This window comes from Aquincola sp. J276 (assembly GCF_024700035.1).
In the GTDB taxonomy this organism is placed as follows: Bacteria; Pseudomonadota; Gammaproteobacteria; order Burkholderiales; family Burkholderiaceae_C; genus Aquincola; species Aquincola tertiaricarbonis.
This window is the reverse complement of sequence record NZ_JAJONC010000001.1, coordinates 3,801,576-3,816,059: the sequence shown is the minus strand read 5'-3', so window position 1 is coordinate 3,816,059 and position 14,484 is coordinate 3,801,576. Positions and strand designations below refer to the sequence as shown.

At 71.9% G+C, this 14,484-nt stretch carries 13 protein-coding genes and 8 pseudogenes; 19 read left to right on the top strand and 2 right to left on the bottom strand.

Annotated features, from left to right (window positions below):
* From LRS14_RS17865 to LRS14_RS17800, 14 genes and pseudogenes are all read left to right on the top strand, one after another.
* The coding region (locus LRS14_RS17865) for a hypothetical protein (RefSeq protein WP_257800374.1) at positions 1–191 on the top strand (191 nt) is incomplete at its 5' end.
* A 203-nt stretch (positions 192–394) separates the two neighbouring features.
* A complete protein-coding gene (locus LRS14_RS17860; protein ID WP_257800373.1) occupies positions 395–1,651 on the top strand; it encodes an efflux RND transporter permease subunit in 1,257 nt (418 codons plus the stop codon).
* A pseudogene (locus tag LRS14_RS17855) lies at positions 1,615–1,839 on the top strand (efflux RND transporter permease subunit); the annotation flags it as partial. The gene LRS14_RS17860 and the pseudogene LRS14_RS17855, both read left to right, overlap by 37 nt.
* Positions 1,840–1,915: 76 nt before the next feature.
* Positions 1,916–2,200 (top strand): efflux RND transporter permease subunit, encoded by a 285-nt coding sequence (locus LRS14_RS17850; protein WP_257800372.1) that lies wholly within the window; start codon positions 1,916–1,918, stop codon positions 2,198–2,200.
* Complete coding sequence (locus tag LRS14_RS17845; RefSeq protein WP_310740844.1) at positions 2,124–2,606, top strand: efflux RND transporter permease subunit; 483 nt, start codon at positions 2,124–2,126, stop codon at positions 2,604–2,606. Before LRS14_RS17850 ends, LRS14_RS17845 begins: the two co-directional genes overlap by 77 nt.
* 114 nt (positions 2,607–2,720) lie before the next feature.
* A pseudogene (locus tag LRS14_RS30340) lies at positions 2,721–3,005 on the top strand (hypothetical protein); the annotation flags it as partial.
* A 194-nt stretch (positions 3,006–3,199) separates the two neighbouring features.
* Positions 3,200–3,343 (top strand): annotated as a pseudogene (locus LRS14_RS17835) (TolC family protein); the annotation flags it as partial.
* 73 nt (positions 3,344–3,416) lie between these two features.
* The gene (locus LRS14_RS17830) at positions 3,417–4,181 is read left to right on the top strand and encodes a TolC family protein (protein WP_257800371.1); all 765 of its coding nucleotides are present in this window, start codon (positions 3,417–3,419) and stop codon (positions 4,179–4,181) included.
* A gap of 77 nt (positions 4,182–4,258) precedes the next feature.
* A pseudogene (locus tag LRS14_RS30720) lies at positions 4,259–4,435 on the top strand (DUF2242 domain-containing protein); the annotation flags it as partial.
* A gap of 46 nt (positions 4,436–4,481) precedes the next feature.
* Positions 4,482–4,952, top strand: a complete 471-nt coding sequence (locus LRS14_RS17820) for a DUF2242 domain-containing protein (protein ID WP_257800369.1) — start codon at positions 4,482–4,484, stop codon at positions 4,950–4,952.
* A gap of 3 nt (positions 4,953–4,955) precedes the next feature.
* Positions 4,956–5,132: a hypothetical protein gene (locus LRS14_RS17815; RefSeq protein ID WP_257800368.1), complete on the top strand. Its 177-nt coding sequence runs from the start codon at positions 4,956–4,958 to the stop codon at positions 5,130–5,132.
* A 26-nt stretch (positions 5,133–5,158) separates the two neighbouring features.
* A pseudogene (locus tag LRS14_RS17810) lies at positions 5,159–5,527 on the top strand (M20/M25/M40 family metallo-hydrolase); the annotation flags it as partial.
* Positions 5,528–5,564: 37 nt separating this feature from the next.
* Positions 5,565–5,909: pseudogene (locus LRS14_RS30335) on the top strand (peptidase dimerization domain-containing protein); the annotation flags it as partial.
* Positions 5,910–6,054: 145 nt separating this feature from the next.
* Entirely contained in the window at positions 6,055–6,315 is a 261-nt protein-coding gene (locus tag LRS14_RS17800; RefSeq protein ID WP_257800367.1) for a hypothetical protein, read from the top strand.
* On the opposite strand, the pseudogene LRS14_RS17795 reads toward LRS14_RS17800, so the two are convergent.
* Positions 6,308–7,941: pseudogene (locus LRS14_RS17795) on the bottom strand (alpha-D-glucose phosphate-specific phosphoglucomutase). The gene LRS14_RS17800 and the pseudogene LRS14_RS17795 sit on opposite strands and share 8 nt — an antisense overlap.
* A 183-nt stretch (positions 7,942–8,124) precedes the next feature.
* Here LRS14_RS17795 and LRS14_RS17790 point away from each other — a divergent pair.
* Positions 8,125–9,520 (top strand): annotated as a pseudogene (locus LRS14_RS17790) (MFS transporter).
* Positions 9,521–9,541: 21 nt separating this feature from the next.
* On the opposite strand, the gene LRS14_RS17785 reads toward LRS14_RS17790, so the two are convergent.
* The gene (locus LRS14_RS17785) at positions 9,542–10,243 is read right to left on the bottom strand and encodes a response regulator (RefSeq protein WP_257800366.1); all 702 of its coding nucleotides are present in this window, start codon (positions 10,241–10,243) and stop codon (positions 9,542–9,544) included.
* Between the two features lie 182 nt (positions 10,244–10,425).
* Here LRS14_RS17785 and LRS14_RS17780 point away from each other — a divergent pair, with 182 nt between their 5' ends.
* The 4 genes from LRS14_RS17780 (at position 10,426) to LRS14_RS17765 (ending at position 14,475) form a co-directional block, all read left to right on the top strand.
* Positions 10,426–11,412: a transglycosylase SLT domain-containing protein gene (locus LRS14_RS17780; protein WP_257798135.1), complete on the top strand. Its 987-nt coding sequence runs from the start codon at positions 10,426–10,428 to the stop codon at positions 11,410–11,412.
* A gap of 135 nt (positions 11,413–11,547) precedes the next feature.
* Entirely contained in the window at positions 11,548–12,444 is an 897-nt protein-coding gene (locus tag LRS14_RS17775; protein WP_257798134.1) for an amino acid ABC transporter substrate-binding protein, read from the top strand.
* A gap of 7 nt (positions 12,445–12,451) precedes the next feature.
* Positions 12,452–13,177: an aspartate/glutamate racemase family protein gene (locus LRS14_RS17770; protein ID WP_257800365.1), complete on the top strand. Its 726-nt coding sequence runs from the start codon at positions 12,452–12,454 to the stop codon at positions 13,175–13,177.
* A gap of 11 nt (positions 13,178–13,188) precedes the next feature.
* Positions 13,189–14,475, top strand: coding sequence for an FAD-dependent oxidoreductase (locus LRS14_RS17765; protein ID WP_257800364.1), 1,287 nt, complete (start codon positions 13,189–13,191; stop codon positions 14,473–14,475).
* The last annotated feature ends 9 nt before the right edge of the window (positions 14,476–14,484 follow it).

Here is a 14,484-nt window from a genome sequence, read left to right as displayed (position 1 = left end):
CCAAGCTGGAGAAGTACGGCCTGATGCCGTCCGACGTGGCTACCGCCATCAATGCGCAGAACGCGCAGGTCTCGGCCGGCCAGCTGGGCGCGCTGCCCGCCACGCCGGGCCAGATGCTCATCGCCACCATCACCGCGCGCAAGCTGCAGACGGTGGAGCAGTTCCAGAACGGTGCTCAAGAGCAGCCCTGACGGCGCGCTGGTGCTGATGAAGGACGTGGCCCGGTGGAGTTGGGCGCCGAGAACCTCACCATCACCACGCGGCTCAATGGCCAGCCGCCCGCCGGCTTCCGCGTCATCCTTGTCCAGCGGCGCCAATGTGCTGGACGTGGCCGAGGCGGTCAAGGCCATGATCGAGGAGCTGCGGGCCCAACTTCCCGCCCGGCCTGACGCCGGTGCTCAACTACGACACCACGCCCTTCATCAGCGCTTCCATCGACGAGGTGGTCAAGGCGCTGTTCGAGGCCATGCTGCTGGTGGTGCTGGTGATGTTCGTGTTCCTGCAGAACCTGCGGGCCACGCTGATCCCGGCGATCGCGGTGCCGGTGGTGCTGCTGGGCACCTTCGGCGTGCTGGCGGCCTTCGGCTACTCGATCAACACGCTGACGATGTTCGGCCTGGTGCTGGCCATCGGCCTGCTGGTGGACGACGCCATCGTGGTGGTAGAAAACGTCGAGCGGGTGATGCGCGAGGAGGCGCCGCCCGCGCTGGAGGCCACGCGCAAGTCGATGGAAGAGATCACGCCGGCGCTGGTGGGCATTGCGCTGGTGCTGTCGGCGGTGTTCATCCCGATGGCCTTCTTCGGCGGCTCCACCGGCGTGATCTACCGCCAGTTCTCCATCACCATCGTGTCGTCCATGGTGCTGTCGGTGCTGGTGGCGCTCACGCTCACGCCGGCGCTGTGCGCCACCTTCCTCAAGCCGCATCCGCATGGCGAGGGTGGCGAAGGCACGCCGCGCCGCGGCCCGCTGGGCCTGCTGGACCGCCTGTTTGCGCGCTTCAACCGTGGCTTCGACCGCACCGCCGACAGCTACCAGCGCGGCATCGGCGGCATCATCAAGCGGCCCAAGCGCATGCTGGTGGTGTACCTGGCCATCGCCGCCGGCATGGCACTGCTGTTCGCGCGGCTGCCCACTCCTTCCTGCCCGACGAGGACCAGGGCATCCCGCGGGCGCAGATCGCGCTGCCGCCCGGCGCCACCGCCGAGCGCGTGCGCAGGCCGTGCTGCGCGAGGTGGAGGCCTATTTCGCGCAGCAGCCCGACGTACTCACCTTCGGCTCGGTCAGCGGCCTGGATGGCGACCAGGCTCCGGCCTGCGCCTTCCTGCGCCTGAAGGACTGGAGCGAGCGGCCCAAGCCCGAGCAGAGCGCCTCGGCCATCGCCCGCAAGGCCTAGCAGCGACCTGTCGCGCATCCGCGATGCGCAGATCCTCGTGGTGCTGCCGCCGGCGGTGCGCGGCCCGTTTCCAACGCCGGCTTCAACTTCTTCCTGAAGGACGTCAACGGCCTGGGGCACGAGGCGCTGCAGCGCGCACGCCAGCAGTTCGTCGACCTGGCGGCGCAGCGCAGCGAGCTCGCGCACCCGCGCCAACGGCCTGGACGACACCGCCGAGTTCGTGGTGGACATCGACGACCGCAAGGCCGGCGCGCTGAGCCTGGCCACCGCCAACATCAACAGCACCCTGTCCAGCGCCATGGGCGGCACCTACATCAACGACTTCCTGGAGAACGGCCGCGTCAAGCGCGTGTACATGCAGGGCGATGCACCCTTCCGCATGGCACCCGACGACTACCGCCAATGGACGGTGCGCAACAACGAGGGCCGCATGGTGCCCTTCAGCGCCTTCGCCAGCCACCGCTGGGGCTTCGGCTCGCCGCAGCTGCAGCGCTCACAACGGCAGCCCGGCCGAGGAGATGGTGGGCGACGCAGCGGTGGGCGTGAGCTCGGGCACCGCGATGAACATCGTCGAGGACCTGGTGAAGGAGCTGCCGCCCGGCATCGCGCTGGACTGGACCGGCGCCTCCTTCCAGGAGCGGCTGTCGAGTACGCAGGCGCCGCTGCTGGCCGCGGTGTCCATCCTGTTCGTGATTCCTGTGCCTGGCGGCGCTGTACGAGAGCTGGTCGGTGCCTTTCTCGGTGATCCTGGTGGTGCCGCTCGGGCGTGCTGGGGGCGCTGCTGTTCACCTCCGCCCGCGGGCTGACCAACGACGTGTACTTCCAGGTGGGCCTGCTCACCACGCGGTGGGCTTGTCGTGCAAGAACGCGATCCTGATCGTGGAATTTGCCAAGCAGCTGCAGGAGCAGGGCAAGTCGGTGGTGGAAGCCACGCTGGCCGCGGTGCGGCTGCGGCTGCGGCCCATCCTGATGACCTCGCTGGCCTTCGGCTTCGGCGCCCGCCGCTGGCCATCGGCACCGGCGCCGGCGCGCGGAGGCCGCCAGTCCATCGGCACCGCGGTGCTGGGCGGCATGGCGGTGGGCACGGCGCTGGGCATCTTCTTCGTGCCGCTGTTCTTCGTGTGCATCCGCAGCTTCTTCGCCAGAGCGGCTGCCCGTGCCGAAGCCACGCCGCCGGCCAAGCTGGAAGGGAGCCACGCATGGATCGGCTGACCCTGCTCCCCGCGGCCCTGGCCGCCGCGCTGCTGGCCAGCGGCTGCGCCAACCTGGCGCCGCCCTACAGCCGGCCCGCGGCACCGCCTAAGTCCAGCCGACTGGTCGGCCGCGGTGCGCCGGGCACCGTGCCGGCGGCCAGCGCCGCAGGACGTGCCTGCCGCATCGGCCCCCACATCACCCGCTGCGCCCAACCAGGCCAATGCGCCGGGGCCGACCGTGGCGGCCGATGCCGCCGCCGCGCTCGCCTGGCGCGAGTTCTTCACCGAGCCGCGGCTGCGCAGCACCATCGAGCTGGCGCTGGCCAACAACCGCGACCTGCGGGTGGCCGCGCTCAACATCGAGCGGGCGCGCGCGCAGTTCCGCATCCAGGAGGCGGCCGGCCTGCCCGCCGTCAATGCCACCGGCAGCGGCAACAACCAGCGCCAGCCGGCCAGCGTGTCAGCGAGCGGCGAGGCGCGCACCACCAGCACCTACAGCGCGCAGCTGGCCATCTCGGCCTACGAGCTGGACTTCTTCGGCCGCGTGCGCAACCTCAGCGACGCGGCGCTGCAGACCTTCTTTCCACCGAGCACAACCGCCGCACCACGCAGATCGCGCTGGTGGCCGACACCGCCACCGCCTGGCTCAACCTGGCCGCCGACCAGCAGCGGCTGCTGCTGGCCCGCCAGACGCTGAAGGCCCGGCAGGACGCCTACGACCTGACGCGCCGCGCCTACGAGCTGGGCGGCCAGTCGGGCCTGACGCTGGCACAGGCGCAGACCACGGTGGACAGCGCCCGGGTGGACGTGGCCGCCTCTCACCACGCAGGTGCAGCAGTCCCGCAATGCGCTGGAGCTGCTGGCCGCGGGCCCGGTGCCGACGGCGCTGCTGCCCGACGGCGCCATCGAGCGCCCGGTGGCCGCCCTCGTGGAGCTGCCGGCCGCGCTGCCCTCCAGCGTGCTGCAGCAGCGGCCCGACGTGATGGCCGCCGAGAGCCTGCTGCGTGGCACCCAGGCCAGCATCGGCGCGGCACGGGCGGCCTTCTTCCCGCGTATCACGCTCACGGCGGCGGCCGGCGTGGCCAGCGACGAGCTGTCGGCGCTGTTCGGTGGCGGCAACGGCGCTTGGAGCTTCGTGCCCTCGATCAGCCTGCCCATCTTCAATGCCGGCAGCAACCAGGCCAACCTGGACGTGGCCACCGCCCAGCGCGACATCCAGCTGGCCACCTACGAGAAGACGCTGCAGGTGGCCTTCCGCGAGGGTTGCCGATGCGCTGGCCCAGCGCAGCACGCTGGCCGAGCGGCTGGCCTCGCAGCAGTCGCTCACCGAGGCCACCGGCCGCACGCTGCTTTGTCTCAGGCGCTGTTCCGCAGCGGTGCCTACAGCTTCCTGGAAGTGCTGGATGCGCAGCGTTCGCTCTACACCGCGCAGCAGGCGCTGATCACGCTGCGGCTGGCCGAGCAGGCCAACCGGCTCACGCTGTACCGGGTGCTGGGCGGCGGCTGGCGGGGAGGGCACGGGCGGTTGAAGGCCACGCGCGGCGCGGGCGGTGCTTTACACCGCGCCAACCTCGGCGTTTCCGGCTTGGCTTAGCATTTCGCCCATGTTCCGCACCGCCTCATTGCGCGTCCGTCCGTTGCAGTCGTCCCCTGGTCGCGGCCCTGCTGGCCGTGGCGCTGCTGGCCAGCGGCTGCGCCGCCACGCAGAAGCAGCGCCACACCACCTACGAGACCTTCCAGTCGGACGACACGCATGCACGCCGTTTCGACGTCAGCGATGCGCAGGCCCGCGAGGCTGCGCGGCGCGCGCTGCTCAGCCAGGGCTACCTGCTGGGCCAGGCGAAGAACGACTTCGTCAACGGCCGCAAGAACTTCCAGCCCGAGCGCGAGACGCATGGGAGATCGACCTGCGGGTGGTGTGCACCCCGAGGGCGGCGACAACACGACGGCGGTGGTGTTCGTCAGCGCGCTGCAGGACCGCTACACGCTGAAGAAGAGCAGCACCTCGGCCAGCCTGGGCGTGGGCGCCATCGGCCCGCTGTCGCTGCCGTTTTCCGCCAGCGACGACTCGATGGTGAAGGTGGCCAGCCAGACCATCGCCGACGCGGTGGTTCTACGAGCGCTTCTTCGCGCTGATCGACCGCTACATCGACCGCACCGGCCCCACGCCTGCCACCGCCGCCTCGGCGGCCGCGGCCGACCACTGAAGCCGCCACCGATGCGACGCCGCCCGTTGGCCCGAGCCGCCGCCGCGCTGGCCGGGGCCCTCGGGCTGCTGGCCTTGATCCTGGCCCTGAACACCTGGCGCCAGCCCTCGCGCCAGGTGGCGGTGCTGGCCGTGGCGCTGGTGGCGGTGGATGCGTAGGCCGTGGCCGGCCGCCTGGCCGCCGCGGTGCGGCTGCGCACCGTGTCCGTCGACGGCCAGCCCGATGCAGCCGCGGCCGAGTTCCTGAAGCTGCACGACTGGCTGGCCGCCAGCTATCCGCAGGCCCACGCCGCGCTGCGCCGGGAGACCGTGGGCGGCTACAGCCTGCTCTACACCTGACGGGCACCGATGCCGGCGCGCGGCCGATGATGCTGATGGCCCACCAGGACGTGGTGCCCATCGCACCCAACACCGAGCGCGACTGGCAGGCCGAGCCCTTCGCCGGCACGGTCCGCGACGGCTTCGCGGGCCGCGGCGCCTGGGACGACAAGGGCAACCTGGTGGCGATGATGGAAGCGGTGGAGCTGCTGGCACGCCAGGGCTTCCGCCCGCGCTACACGCTGTACCTGGCCTTCGGCCATGACGAGGAGACCGGCGGCGAGCGGGGGTGCCGCGCAGATCGCCGCGCTGCTGAAGTCGCGCGGCGTGCGGCTGGACTTCGTCATCGACGAAGGCCTGCTCATCACCGACGGCGTGCTCAAGGGCCTGGATGCCCGCTGGCGCTGGTGGGCGTGGCGGAGAAGGGCTACGTCAACCTGCAGCTGACCACGCATGGCACGCCCGGGCATGCGTCGATGCCGCCGCCGGCCACGGCCATCGGCACGCTGGCGCAGGCGCTGCAGCGCATCGAATCGCAGCCGATGCCGGCCGGCATCCGCGGCGTGGCGGCGGAGATATTCGCGCGCATCGCGCCGGAGATGTCGGCGCCGATGCGGGTGGTGCTGTCCAACCCAGGGCTGTTCGGCCCGCTGGTGCGCCACCAGCTGGAGCAGGGGCCCCAGCACCAATGCGATGCTGCGCAGCACCAGCGCGCTGACGGCGGTGGCCGCCGGCAACAAGGCCAATGTGCTGCCGGGCGAGGCCACCGCCAACGTCAACGTGCGGCTGCTGCCGGGCGACACCGTGGCCGCGGCGGTGGACCATGCGCGCCAGGTGGTGGCGAATCCGGCGGTGGAGGTGGCGACGGCGCCGGGCATGCAGTCGGAAGCCTCGCCGGTCTCGCCCGTCGAGTCACCGAGCTACCGGCTGGATCGAACGCACCGTGCGCGAGCTGTTTCCGGGCACGGTGGTGGCGCCAGGGCTGATGATCGGCGCCACCGACTCACGCCACCTGCTAGGTCTGGCGGACCAGGTCTACCGCTTCTCGCCGGTGCGTGCCCGGGCCGAGGACCCGCCGCGCTTCCACGGCATTAACGAGCGCATCTCCACCAGCAACCTGGCCGAGCTGGTGGCCTTCTACCACCGGCTGCTGGTGGCCGATGCGCAGGCCGGCTTGCAGGCCGGCGTCCAACCGGTCAGGTGACCACCGTCGGCGTCTTGCGGCCGGTGATCTCGGCGATGCGGGCCACGTTGCGCGCCACTGCGATCAGCGGCGCCAGCGCGGCCTGGGTGTCCTCGCCCTGCCGGGCCACGTCGGCCTCGTAGCGCTCCAGGTACACCCGCAGCGTGGCGCCTTCGGTGCCGGTGCCCGACAGGGCGCACCACCACCCGCGAGCCATCGTCGAACAGGATGCGCACGCCCTGCTTGGCCGACTTGCTGCCGTCCACCGGATCGACGTAGCCGAAGTCGTCGGCCTGCCTCACCCGCCGGCCTTCCAGCACCTGGCCGGCCAACTGCGGCAGGGTTGCGCGCGCAGGCCGCTCATCAGCTTGTCGGCCGCGGCGGTGTCGATGCCTTCGTAGTCGTGGCGGGAGTAGTAGTTGCGGCCGTACTGCGCCCAGTGCGACCGCACCAGCTGCTCCACCGACTGGCCGGTGGCCGCCAGCACGTTGAGCCAGAACAGCACCGCCCACAGGCCGTCCTTCTCGCGCACGTGGTCGGAGCCGGTGCCGTAGCTCTCCTCGCCGCACAGCGTCACCTTGCCGGCGTCCAGCAGGTTGCCGAAGAACTTCCAGCCGGAGGGCGTCTCGTAGCAGGGCACGCCCAGCGCCGCGGCCACGCGGTCGGCGGCCATCGAGGTGGGCATGGAGCGGGCGATGCCGGCGATGCCCTCGGCATAACGCGGCGCCACCGTGGCATGCGCGGCCAGCAGGGCCAGGCTGTCCGACGGCGCCACGGGGAAGTTGCGGCCCACGATCATGTTGCGGTCGGCATCGCCGTCCGACGCAGCGCCGAAGTCGGGCGCGTCGGCCGCCGCCATGTGGGCGATCAGGTCCTCGGCATTCACCGGGTTGGGGTCGGGATGCAGGCCGCCGAAGTCCTCCTTCGGCTCGGCGTTCACCACCGTGCCGGCGGGCGCGCCCAGCACGCCTTCGATCAGCGCCCTGGCATAGGGGCCGCCCACCGCCCACATGGCGTCGTAGCGCATGCGGAAGCCGCCGGCAAACAGCTTGCGGATGGCATCGAAGTCGAAGCACTCGGCCATCAGCGCGGCATAGTCGGCCACCGGGTCGATGACCTCCACCACCATGCCTTCGATGCGCCGCTCGCCCAGGGTGTCGATGTCGATGTCGGCCGCGTCGCTGATGCGGTACTGCGTGATCTGCTGCGTGCGGGCGTGGATGCCGTCGGTGATCTTCTCGGGCGCCGGGCCGCCGTTGCCCACGTTGTACTTGATGCCGAAGTCGCCATCGGCGCCGCCCGGGTTGTGGCTGGCCGACAGCACGATGCCGCCATAGGCACCGCGGGCGCGGATCACGCAGCTGGCCGCGGGCGTGGACAGGATGCCGCCCTGCCCCAGCAGCACGCGCCCGAAGCCATGGGCCGCCGCCATGCGCAGGATGACCTGCACCGCCTGGCGGTTGTGGAAGCGGCCGTCACCCCCAGCACCAGCGTGCTGCCCTGCGCCCCCTCCAGGCCGTCGAACAGCGCCTGCACGAAGTTCTCGAGATAACGCGGCTGCTGGAAGACGGTGACCTTCTGCGCAGCCCGGGAGGTGCCCGGTTTCTGTCCGTCGAATGGTTGGGTGGTGTGGGTGACGATGGTCATGGAAGCTCCTGGACCCGGGCCTGGAATGGACTGCGTGGCGTCCGGTGTCGTCGATTGTGAGGGGGCCGCCCGGCGAAGCCTGGCTTGAGCAAACGGCAAGCCCGTGCGCGGGCAGCGGCATGGTGCGGCGGCTAGGATCGGTGCCCCTTTCCATGCCGCCTTCCTGGCCGCCACGCAGGTTACATGCTCGTATCGGATGGTCTGCCCCCGCCCGCCCGCACCCATGCCATGGCCGCCATCATCCTGGGGCTGGTGCTGGCGGTGCTGGACGGCACCATCGTCAACCTCGCGCTGCCCGGCATCGCCCGCGACCTGAACGCCACCGCCGCGCAGGCGGTGTGGGTGGTCAACGGCTACCAGCTGGCCACGCTGGCGCTGCTGCTGCCGCTGGCCACGCTGGGCGACCGCATCGGCTACCGCCGCGTGTACTTCGCCGGCGTGGCGGTGTTCACCGCCGCATCGCTGGCCTGCCTGCTTAGCGGCAGCCTGTGGGCGCTGGCGCTGGCGCGCGTGGTGCAGGGCATGGGCGCGGCCGGGATCATGAGCGTCAACACCGCGCTGGTGCGGCAGATTTACCCCAAGGCGATGCTGGGCCGCGGCGTGGCCATCAACTCGCTGACGGTGGCCGGCGCCTCGGTGGCCGGGCCGACGGTGGCGGCGGCCATCCTCTCGGTGGCGCCCTGGCCGGCGCTGTTCGTGCTGAACATCCCGCTGGGGCTGCTGGTCATCTTCCTGGGCTACCGGGTGCTGCCGCACAACCCGGCGCCCACGCCGGAACATCCCGCGCCGGCCGCGCCCGCGCCGCTGGACGTGCTGCTCAACATCGCGATGTTCAGCCTGGTGTTCCTGGGCGCCGACCTGCTGGGCGCCCGCCACGGCGCTGCCGGCGGCAGCCTGGCGCAGGGCCTGGGGCTGCTGGGGGCCGGGCTGTTGCTGGGCGCCTTCTACCTGCGCCGGCAATGGCACCAGCCGGCGCCGCTGATGCCCATCGACCTGCTGCGCATCCCGCTGTTCAGGCTGTCCATCGGCACCTCGGTGTGCGCATTCGCGGCGCAGATGCTGGCCTTCATCGCGCTGCCCTTCCTGCTGCTGGACGGCCTGGGCCGCAGCCACCTGGCGGCCGGGCTGCTCATCACCGCCTGGCCGCTGGCCATTGTGGTGGTGGCACCCATTGCCGGGCGGCTGATCGGCCGCTTCCACAACGGGCTGCTGGGCGGCATCGGCCTGGCGCTGATGGCCCTGGGCCTGGGGCTGCTGGCGGCGCTGCCGGCCGTCCCGTCGGATGCCGACATCGTCTGGCGCATGCTGCTGTGCGGCGCGGGCTTCCGGGCTGTTCCAGTCACCCAACAACCACACCATCGTCACCTCGGCGCCGCCGCGGCGCTCGGGCGCGGCCAGCGGCATGCTGGGCACCGCGCGGCTGACGGGGCAGACGCTGGGCGCGGTGCTGCTGGCTGGCATCTTCAGCCTGCTGGGCGCGCAGGACGGCCGCGGGGCAGTGGTTGCGCTAACCCTGGCGGCCGGCTTCGCGGCCGCGGCGGGACTGCTCAGCCTGCTGCGTGTGCGGCACGCCGGCTGAAGCCCGCCGCGGTTGGCGGCTTCAGTGCAGGGCCGGCTCGGGCACTGCGCGGGGCTGCGCCGGCCGGGCCCGCAGGGCCACCAGCGCCTCCACCCGGCGCAGCAGCTCGCGGTCGTTCCAGGGCTTGCGGAACAGGCCGTAGAGGCCCTGGCAGTCTCGCACATGGGCCTGCAGCTCGTCATGGCCGGTGATGGCGATGATGGGCAGGTCCTCGGTCTCCAGGCTGCCCTGCACGCTGGCGATCAGCTCCAGACCGCCCATGTTCGGCATCTCCAGGTCGGTGATCAGCAGCGAGAAGAACTCGCCCGGCAAGGCTGCCAAGGCCTGCTGTCCGTCATGGGCCAGCACCACGCGGTAGCCGGCGCCTTCCAGCAGCTTGCGCAGCTTGGCGCGCACCACGGCGGAATCGTCGACGACGAGCAGCGCGGGGGCCGGTGCGGGCGGGGCTGCCGGCGCGGGGCGCGGGGTCGCCACGAGTGGCGCGCGGCTGGCGGCCGGCGCGGCGGCATGGGGAATCACCTCCGCCGGGCGTGCCCGCCGGGCGATGCCCTCGGTGCGCGAGCCGGCGCTCGGCGGCGCATGGCCGTCGGCGCCGTCCTTGCGGCCCAGCAGCAACAGCAACACCAGCAAGGCCGCCGCGATCAGCGTGGGCACCAGGTAGGGGCCGAAGGCGTTCCAGGCCTGGGACCAGAACAGGTCGAGCGGCGGCAGTCGGACATTCATGACAACGATCCCGAAGACGGCAGGGTGGCCTGTTACTTCGGCGCGGCCAGGCCGGCGCTTGAGACGCTTCGCACATGCACCGCCGCGGTGCGCGGCAGAAGGCAATCCCCTCAAGGTCGGGGTCGACGCCCCGGTTCGCATGGCCTTCAATCGCGGGTCCGCTGCCGAAACCGCCGCCTCACGTGAAGTACGTCATTCCACGCCTCCCCGTCCGTGCCGCTGGCCGCGGTGCGGCGCTGCGCGTGCTGGCCGGCACCGTGCTGCTGGTCGCGGCCGCGGCGGCGCAGGCCATGGCCGCGTCTGGGCAGGCGGCGGCGCCGGGCGCCGACGAGGAGCTGGTGGCCATGCTGCGTGCCGACGCCCAGCGCCACGAGACCGGCAACGGCCTGCCGCGCGATCCCGGCTTCGCCGCCGCGCTGTACTGCCGCGCCGCCAAGCTGGGCGATGCCGAATCGCAGTTCCACCTCGGCTGGATGTACGCCCACGGCCGCGGCGTGGAGCGCCAGGACGGCTGGGCCGCCTGGCTGTTCGAGGCCGCCGCCGCACAGGGCATTCCGCAGGCCCCCAACCAGCTGCGGCTGCTGGGCGGCGCCGCGCCGGTGCAGCCCGAGTGCCTGAAGGACCCGCCGCCGCCGATGGTCGATCCCGCCGTGGCCGCCGCGGCGGAAGCGGCCGCGGCCTCCGCCGCCGCCATCGAGCGCCTAAAGGCCAGCTCGCCCCAGCCCATCGTCGAGATGGTGATGAAGATGGCGCCCGAGTTCGACGTCAACCCAGGGCTGGCGCTGGCCATCATCAAGGCGGAGTCCAACTTCGATGCGCAGGCGCTGTCGCCCAAGAACGCGATGGGCCTGATGCAGCTGATCCCCGAGACCGCCGAGCGCTTCCGGGTGAAGAACGCCTTCGACCCCAAGCAGAACATCCGCGGCGGGCTGGCGTACCTGCGCTGGCTGCTGGCCTACTTCGAGGGCGACGTGAGCCTGGTGGCCGCCGCCTACAACGCTGGCGAAGGCACGGTCGAGCGCTACCAGGGCGTGCCGCCCTACAACGAGACCCGCGCCTATGTGAAGCGGGTGCTGGGCGTGGTGGGCGCGCTGGCCCATCCGTTCGACGCACGGGTGACGCAGCCGTCGCCGCGGCTGCAGAAGATCCGCACCGCCGCACAGCCCTGAGCCGGCGCCGCCGCGCCGCGCCATAAGCGGGGCTTATGCCCTGCGGGCAATTCACGATGCCGCAGGTGGAACGGGGTCCCTAGCATCGGGGCTCGTTGTTCACCCGCCCCTGTCGGCACCGAAAGGATCTCCCGCATGCGCACTTCGTCCCGCCTGGCCCTTGCCATCGCCACCGCCGCCGCGTTGTGCGGCACCGCCGGTGCCCAGACCCCGCTCACGCTCGACAAGATCAAGGCCAGCGGCGCCATGACGGTGTCGTACCGCGAGTCGTCGATCCCCTTCTCCTACCTCGGCGGCGACACGCAGCCGGTAGGCTTCGGCTGGGAGATTTGCCAGCGCGTGGTGGCCGAGGTGAAGAAGGCCACCGGCCGTGCCGACCTGAAGGTCAACACCCAGGCCGTGACCTCGCAGAACCGCATTCCGCTGCTGGCCAACGGCACCATCGACATCGAGTGTGGCTCCACCACCAACAATTCGGACCGCGGCAAGCAGGTGGCCTTCGCCATCAACTACTTCTACACCGGCACGCGATTCCTGGTGAAGGCGGATTCGGGCATCAAGTCCATCGCCGACCTGAAGGGCAAGAAGGTGGTGTCCACCACCGGCACCACCAACTACCAGTTGCTGCGCCGGCTCAATACCGAGCAGAACCTGGGCTTCGAGCTGCTGGCCGCCAAGGACCATGCCGAGTCCGCGCTGATGGTGCAGAGCGGCCGCGCCGAGGCCTTCGGCATGGACGACATCCTGCTGTACGGCCTGCGTGCCGGCGCGCAGAACCCGGCCGAGCTGGCCGTGGTGGGCGAGGCGCTGCAGGTGGAGCCCTACGCCATCATGGTGCGCAAGGACGACGCGCCCTTCAAGAAGCTGGTGGACGACACCCTGGCCGGCATGATGAAGAGCGGCGAATTCGAGACGCTCTACAAGAAGTGGTTCCAGTCGCCGATCCCGCCGAAGGGCATCAACCTGGCCGCCCCGATGAGCAAGGAGCTGGCCGACAACCTCAAGGCCCTGTTGGACAAGCCGGCCCTGTGAGCGCGTGATGAGCGAAGGCCTGGGCGTGGTGGGGGTGCTGGGCGGCATGGGGCCGCTGGCCACCATCGACTTCATGCGCAAGATGATCGAGGCCACGCCCGCCACCACCGACCAGGAGCATGTGCCGGTGGTGGTGAGCAGCATCCCGCAGGTGGCCGACCGCACCGCCGCCTTCCGCGGCGAGGGCGATTCACCGCTGGCCGCGATGGTGGCCAGCGGGCGCCGCCTGGTGGATGCCGGTGCCGGCCTGGTGGTGATGCCCTGCAACACCGCCCACCTGTGGTGGGAGGCGCTGGCGCCCGCACTGGGCCTGCCGATGCTGCACCTGGTGGATGCGGCGCTGGCCGAATGCGTGCAGCGCATCGGCCGCGGCGCGCGCATCGGCCTGCTGGCCACCGACGCCACCATCGCCTCCGGCCTCTATCCCAACCGCACGCCCGAGGGCAGCGGCCTGCAGTGGCTGATGCCCACCGCAGCCGAGATGCTGCAGGGCGTGATGCCCGGCATCGGCGCGGTCAAGTCGGGCCGGCTGCCCGAAGCCCGCGCGCTGCTGCAGCCGGTGGCCGAGGCCCTGGCGCGTCGCGGTGCGCAGGCGCTGGTGCTGGGCTGCACCGAGATCCCGCTCGTGGTGGACGAACGCTCGGCACCGGTGCCGGTGATCGACGCCACCGACGCGCTGGCCCGCCAGGCCATGGCCTGGTCGATGGCCCAGCGCGTCGCCATGACCGCCTGAGGAGCCCTGCGATGACAAGCCCGACCGCCCTGGCGGGGCCGCGCCATGCCTGCGTCATCGGCGCCGGCATCGTGGGCGCGGCCACCGCCCATGCCCTGGCCGAGCGCGGCTGGCGCGTGACGCTGGTGGACGCCCATGCCCAGCCCGGCCGCGGCGAAAGCCTGGGCAACGGGGCGCAGCTGAGCTACAGCTATGTGGAGCCGCTGGCCACGCCCGACGCACTGAAGAACCTGCCCAAGTGGTTGCTGCTGCCGGACAGCCCGCTGCGCTGGCGGCCGCAGCCGCGCTTCAGCCATGCCCGCTGGCTGAGCGAGTTCGTCGCGGCCTGCCAGTGGCCCACCGTGCGCCGCACCAGCGAGCAGCTGCTGTCGCTGGCCGAGGAGAGCCGCCGCACGCTGCACCGCTGGCTGGCCGCCTTGCCGGGCAGCGCCGAGGCCACGCGCCATACGCAGACCGGCAAGCTGGTGATCTACCGCAAGCCCGAGGCGCTGGCCGGCGTGCAGCGGCAGATCGAGTGGCAGCGTGCCTGGGGCTGCGCGCAGGCCATCGTCGGCGCCGACGAAGTGCGGCGGTTGGAGCCCGCACTCGCGGCCACCGGCGGCGGGCCCATCGCCTTCGGCGTGTGGACGGCCACCGAGGAAGTGATCGACGCCGCCCGGCTGGCCGTGCTGCTGGCCCAGGCCAGCGGTGCCACGCTGCGGCTGGGCCGCCCGGTGCAGCGGCTGGTGCGTGATGCCGCCGGCCGCGTGGTGGCGGCCGAGCTGGCGGGCGGCGAGCGCATCGAGGCCGACGCCATCGTGATGGCGGCCGGCCCGGCCACGGTGCAATTGCTCAAGCCGCTGGGCGCACGGCCGCCCATCGAGCCGATCAAGGGCTACAGCGTCTCATTGCCGATCGTGGACGACGCCGCCGCGCCGCGCGTGAGCATCACCGACAACGGCCGAAAGCTCGTCCATGCCCGGCTGGGCGACCGGCTGCGCGTGGCGGGCTTTGCCGAGCTGATCGGCATGAGCCGCGTGCTGCCGCCAGCGCGCATCGAGGCGCTGTGCCAGTCGGTGCGGGAGACCTTCCCCGGCGCCTGCAGCTTCGACGATCCGCAGCCCTGGACCGGCCTGCGGCCGGCCACGCCGAGCGGCCGGCCGCAGGTGGGCGCCACCCGCTGGCCCGGGCTGTGGGTCAACGCCGGCCATGGCGCGCTGGGCCTTACCCTGTCCTGCGGCAGCGCCAGCCTGCTGGCCGATTTGATGGAGGGCCGCGAGCCGGCGGTGGATCCGACAGCGTTCCGGGTGACGGGCTGAGCGCCGTGC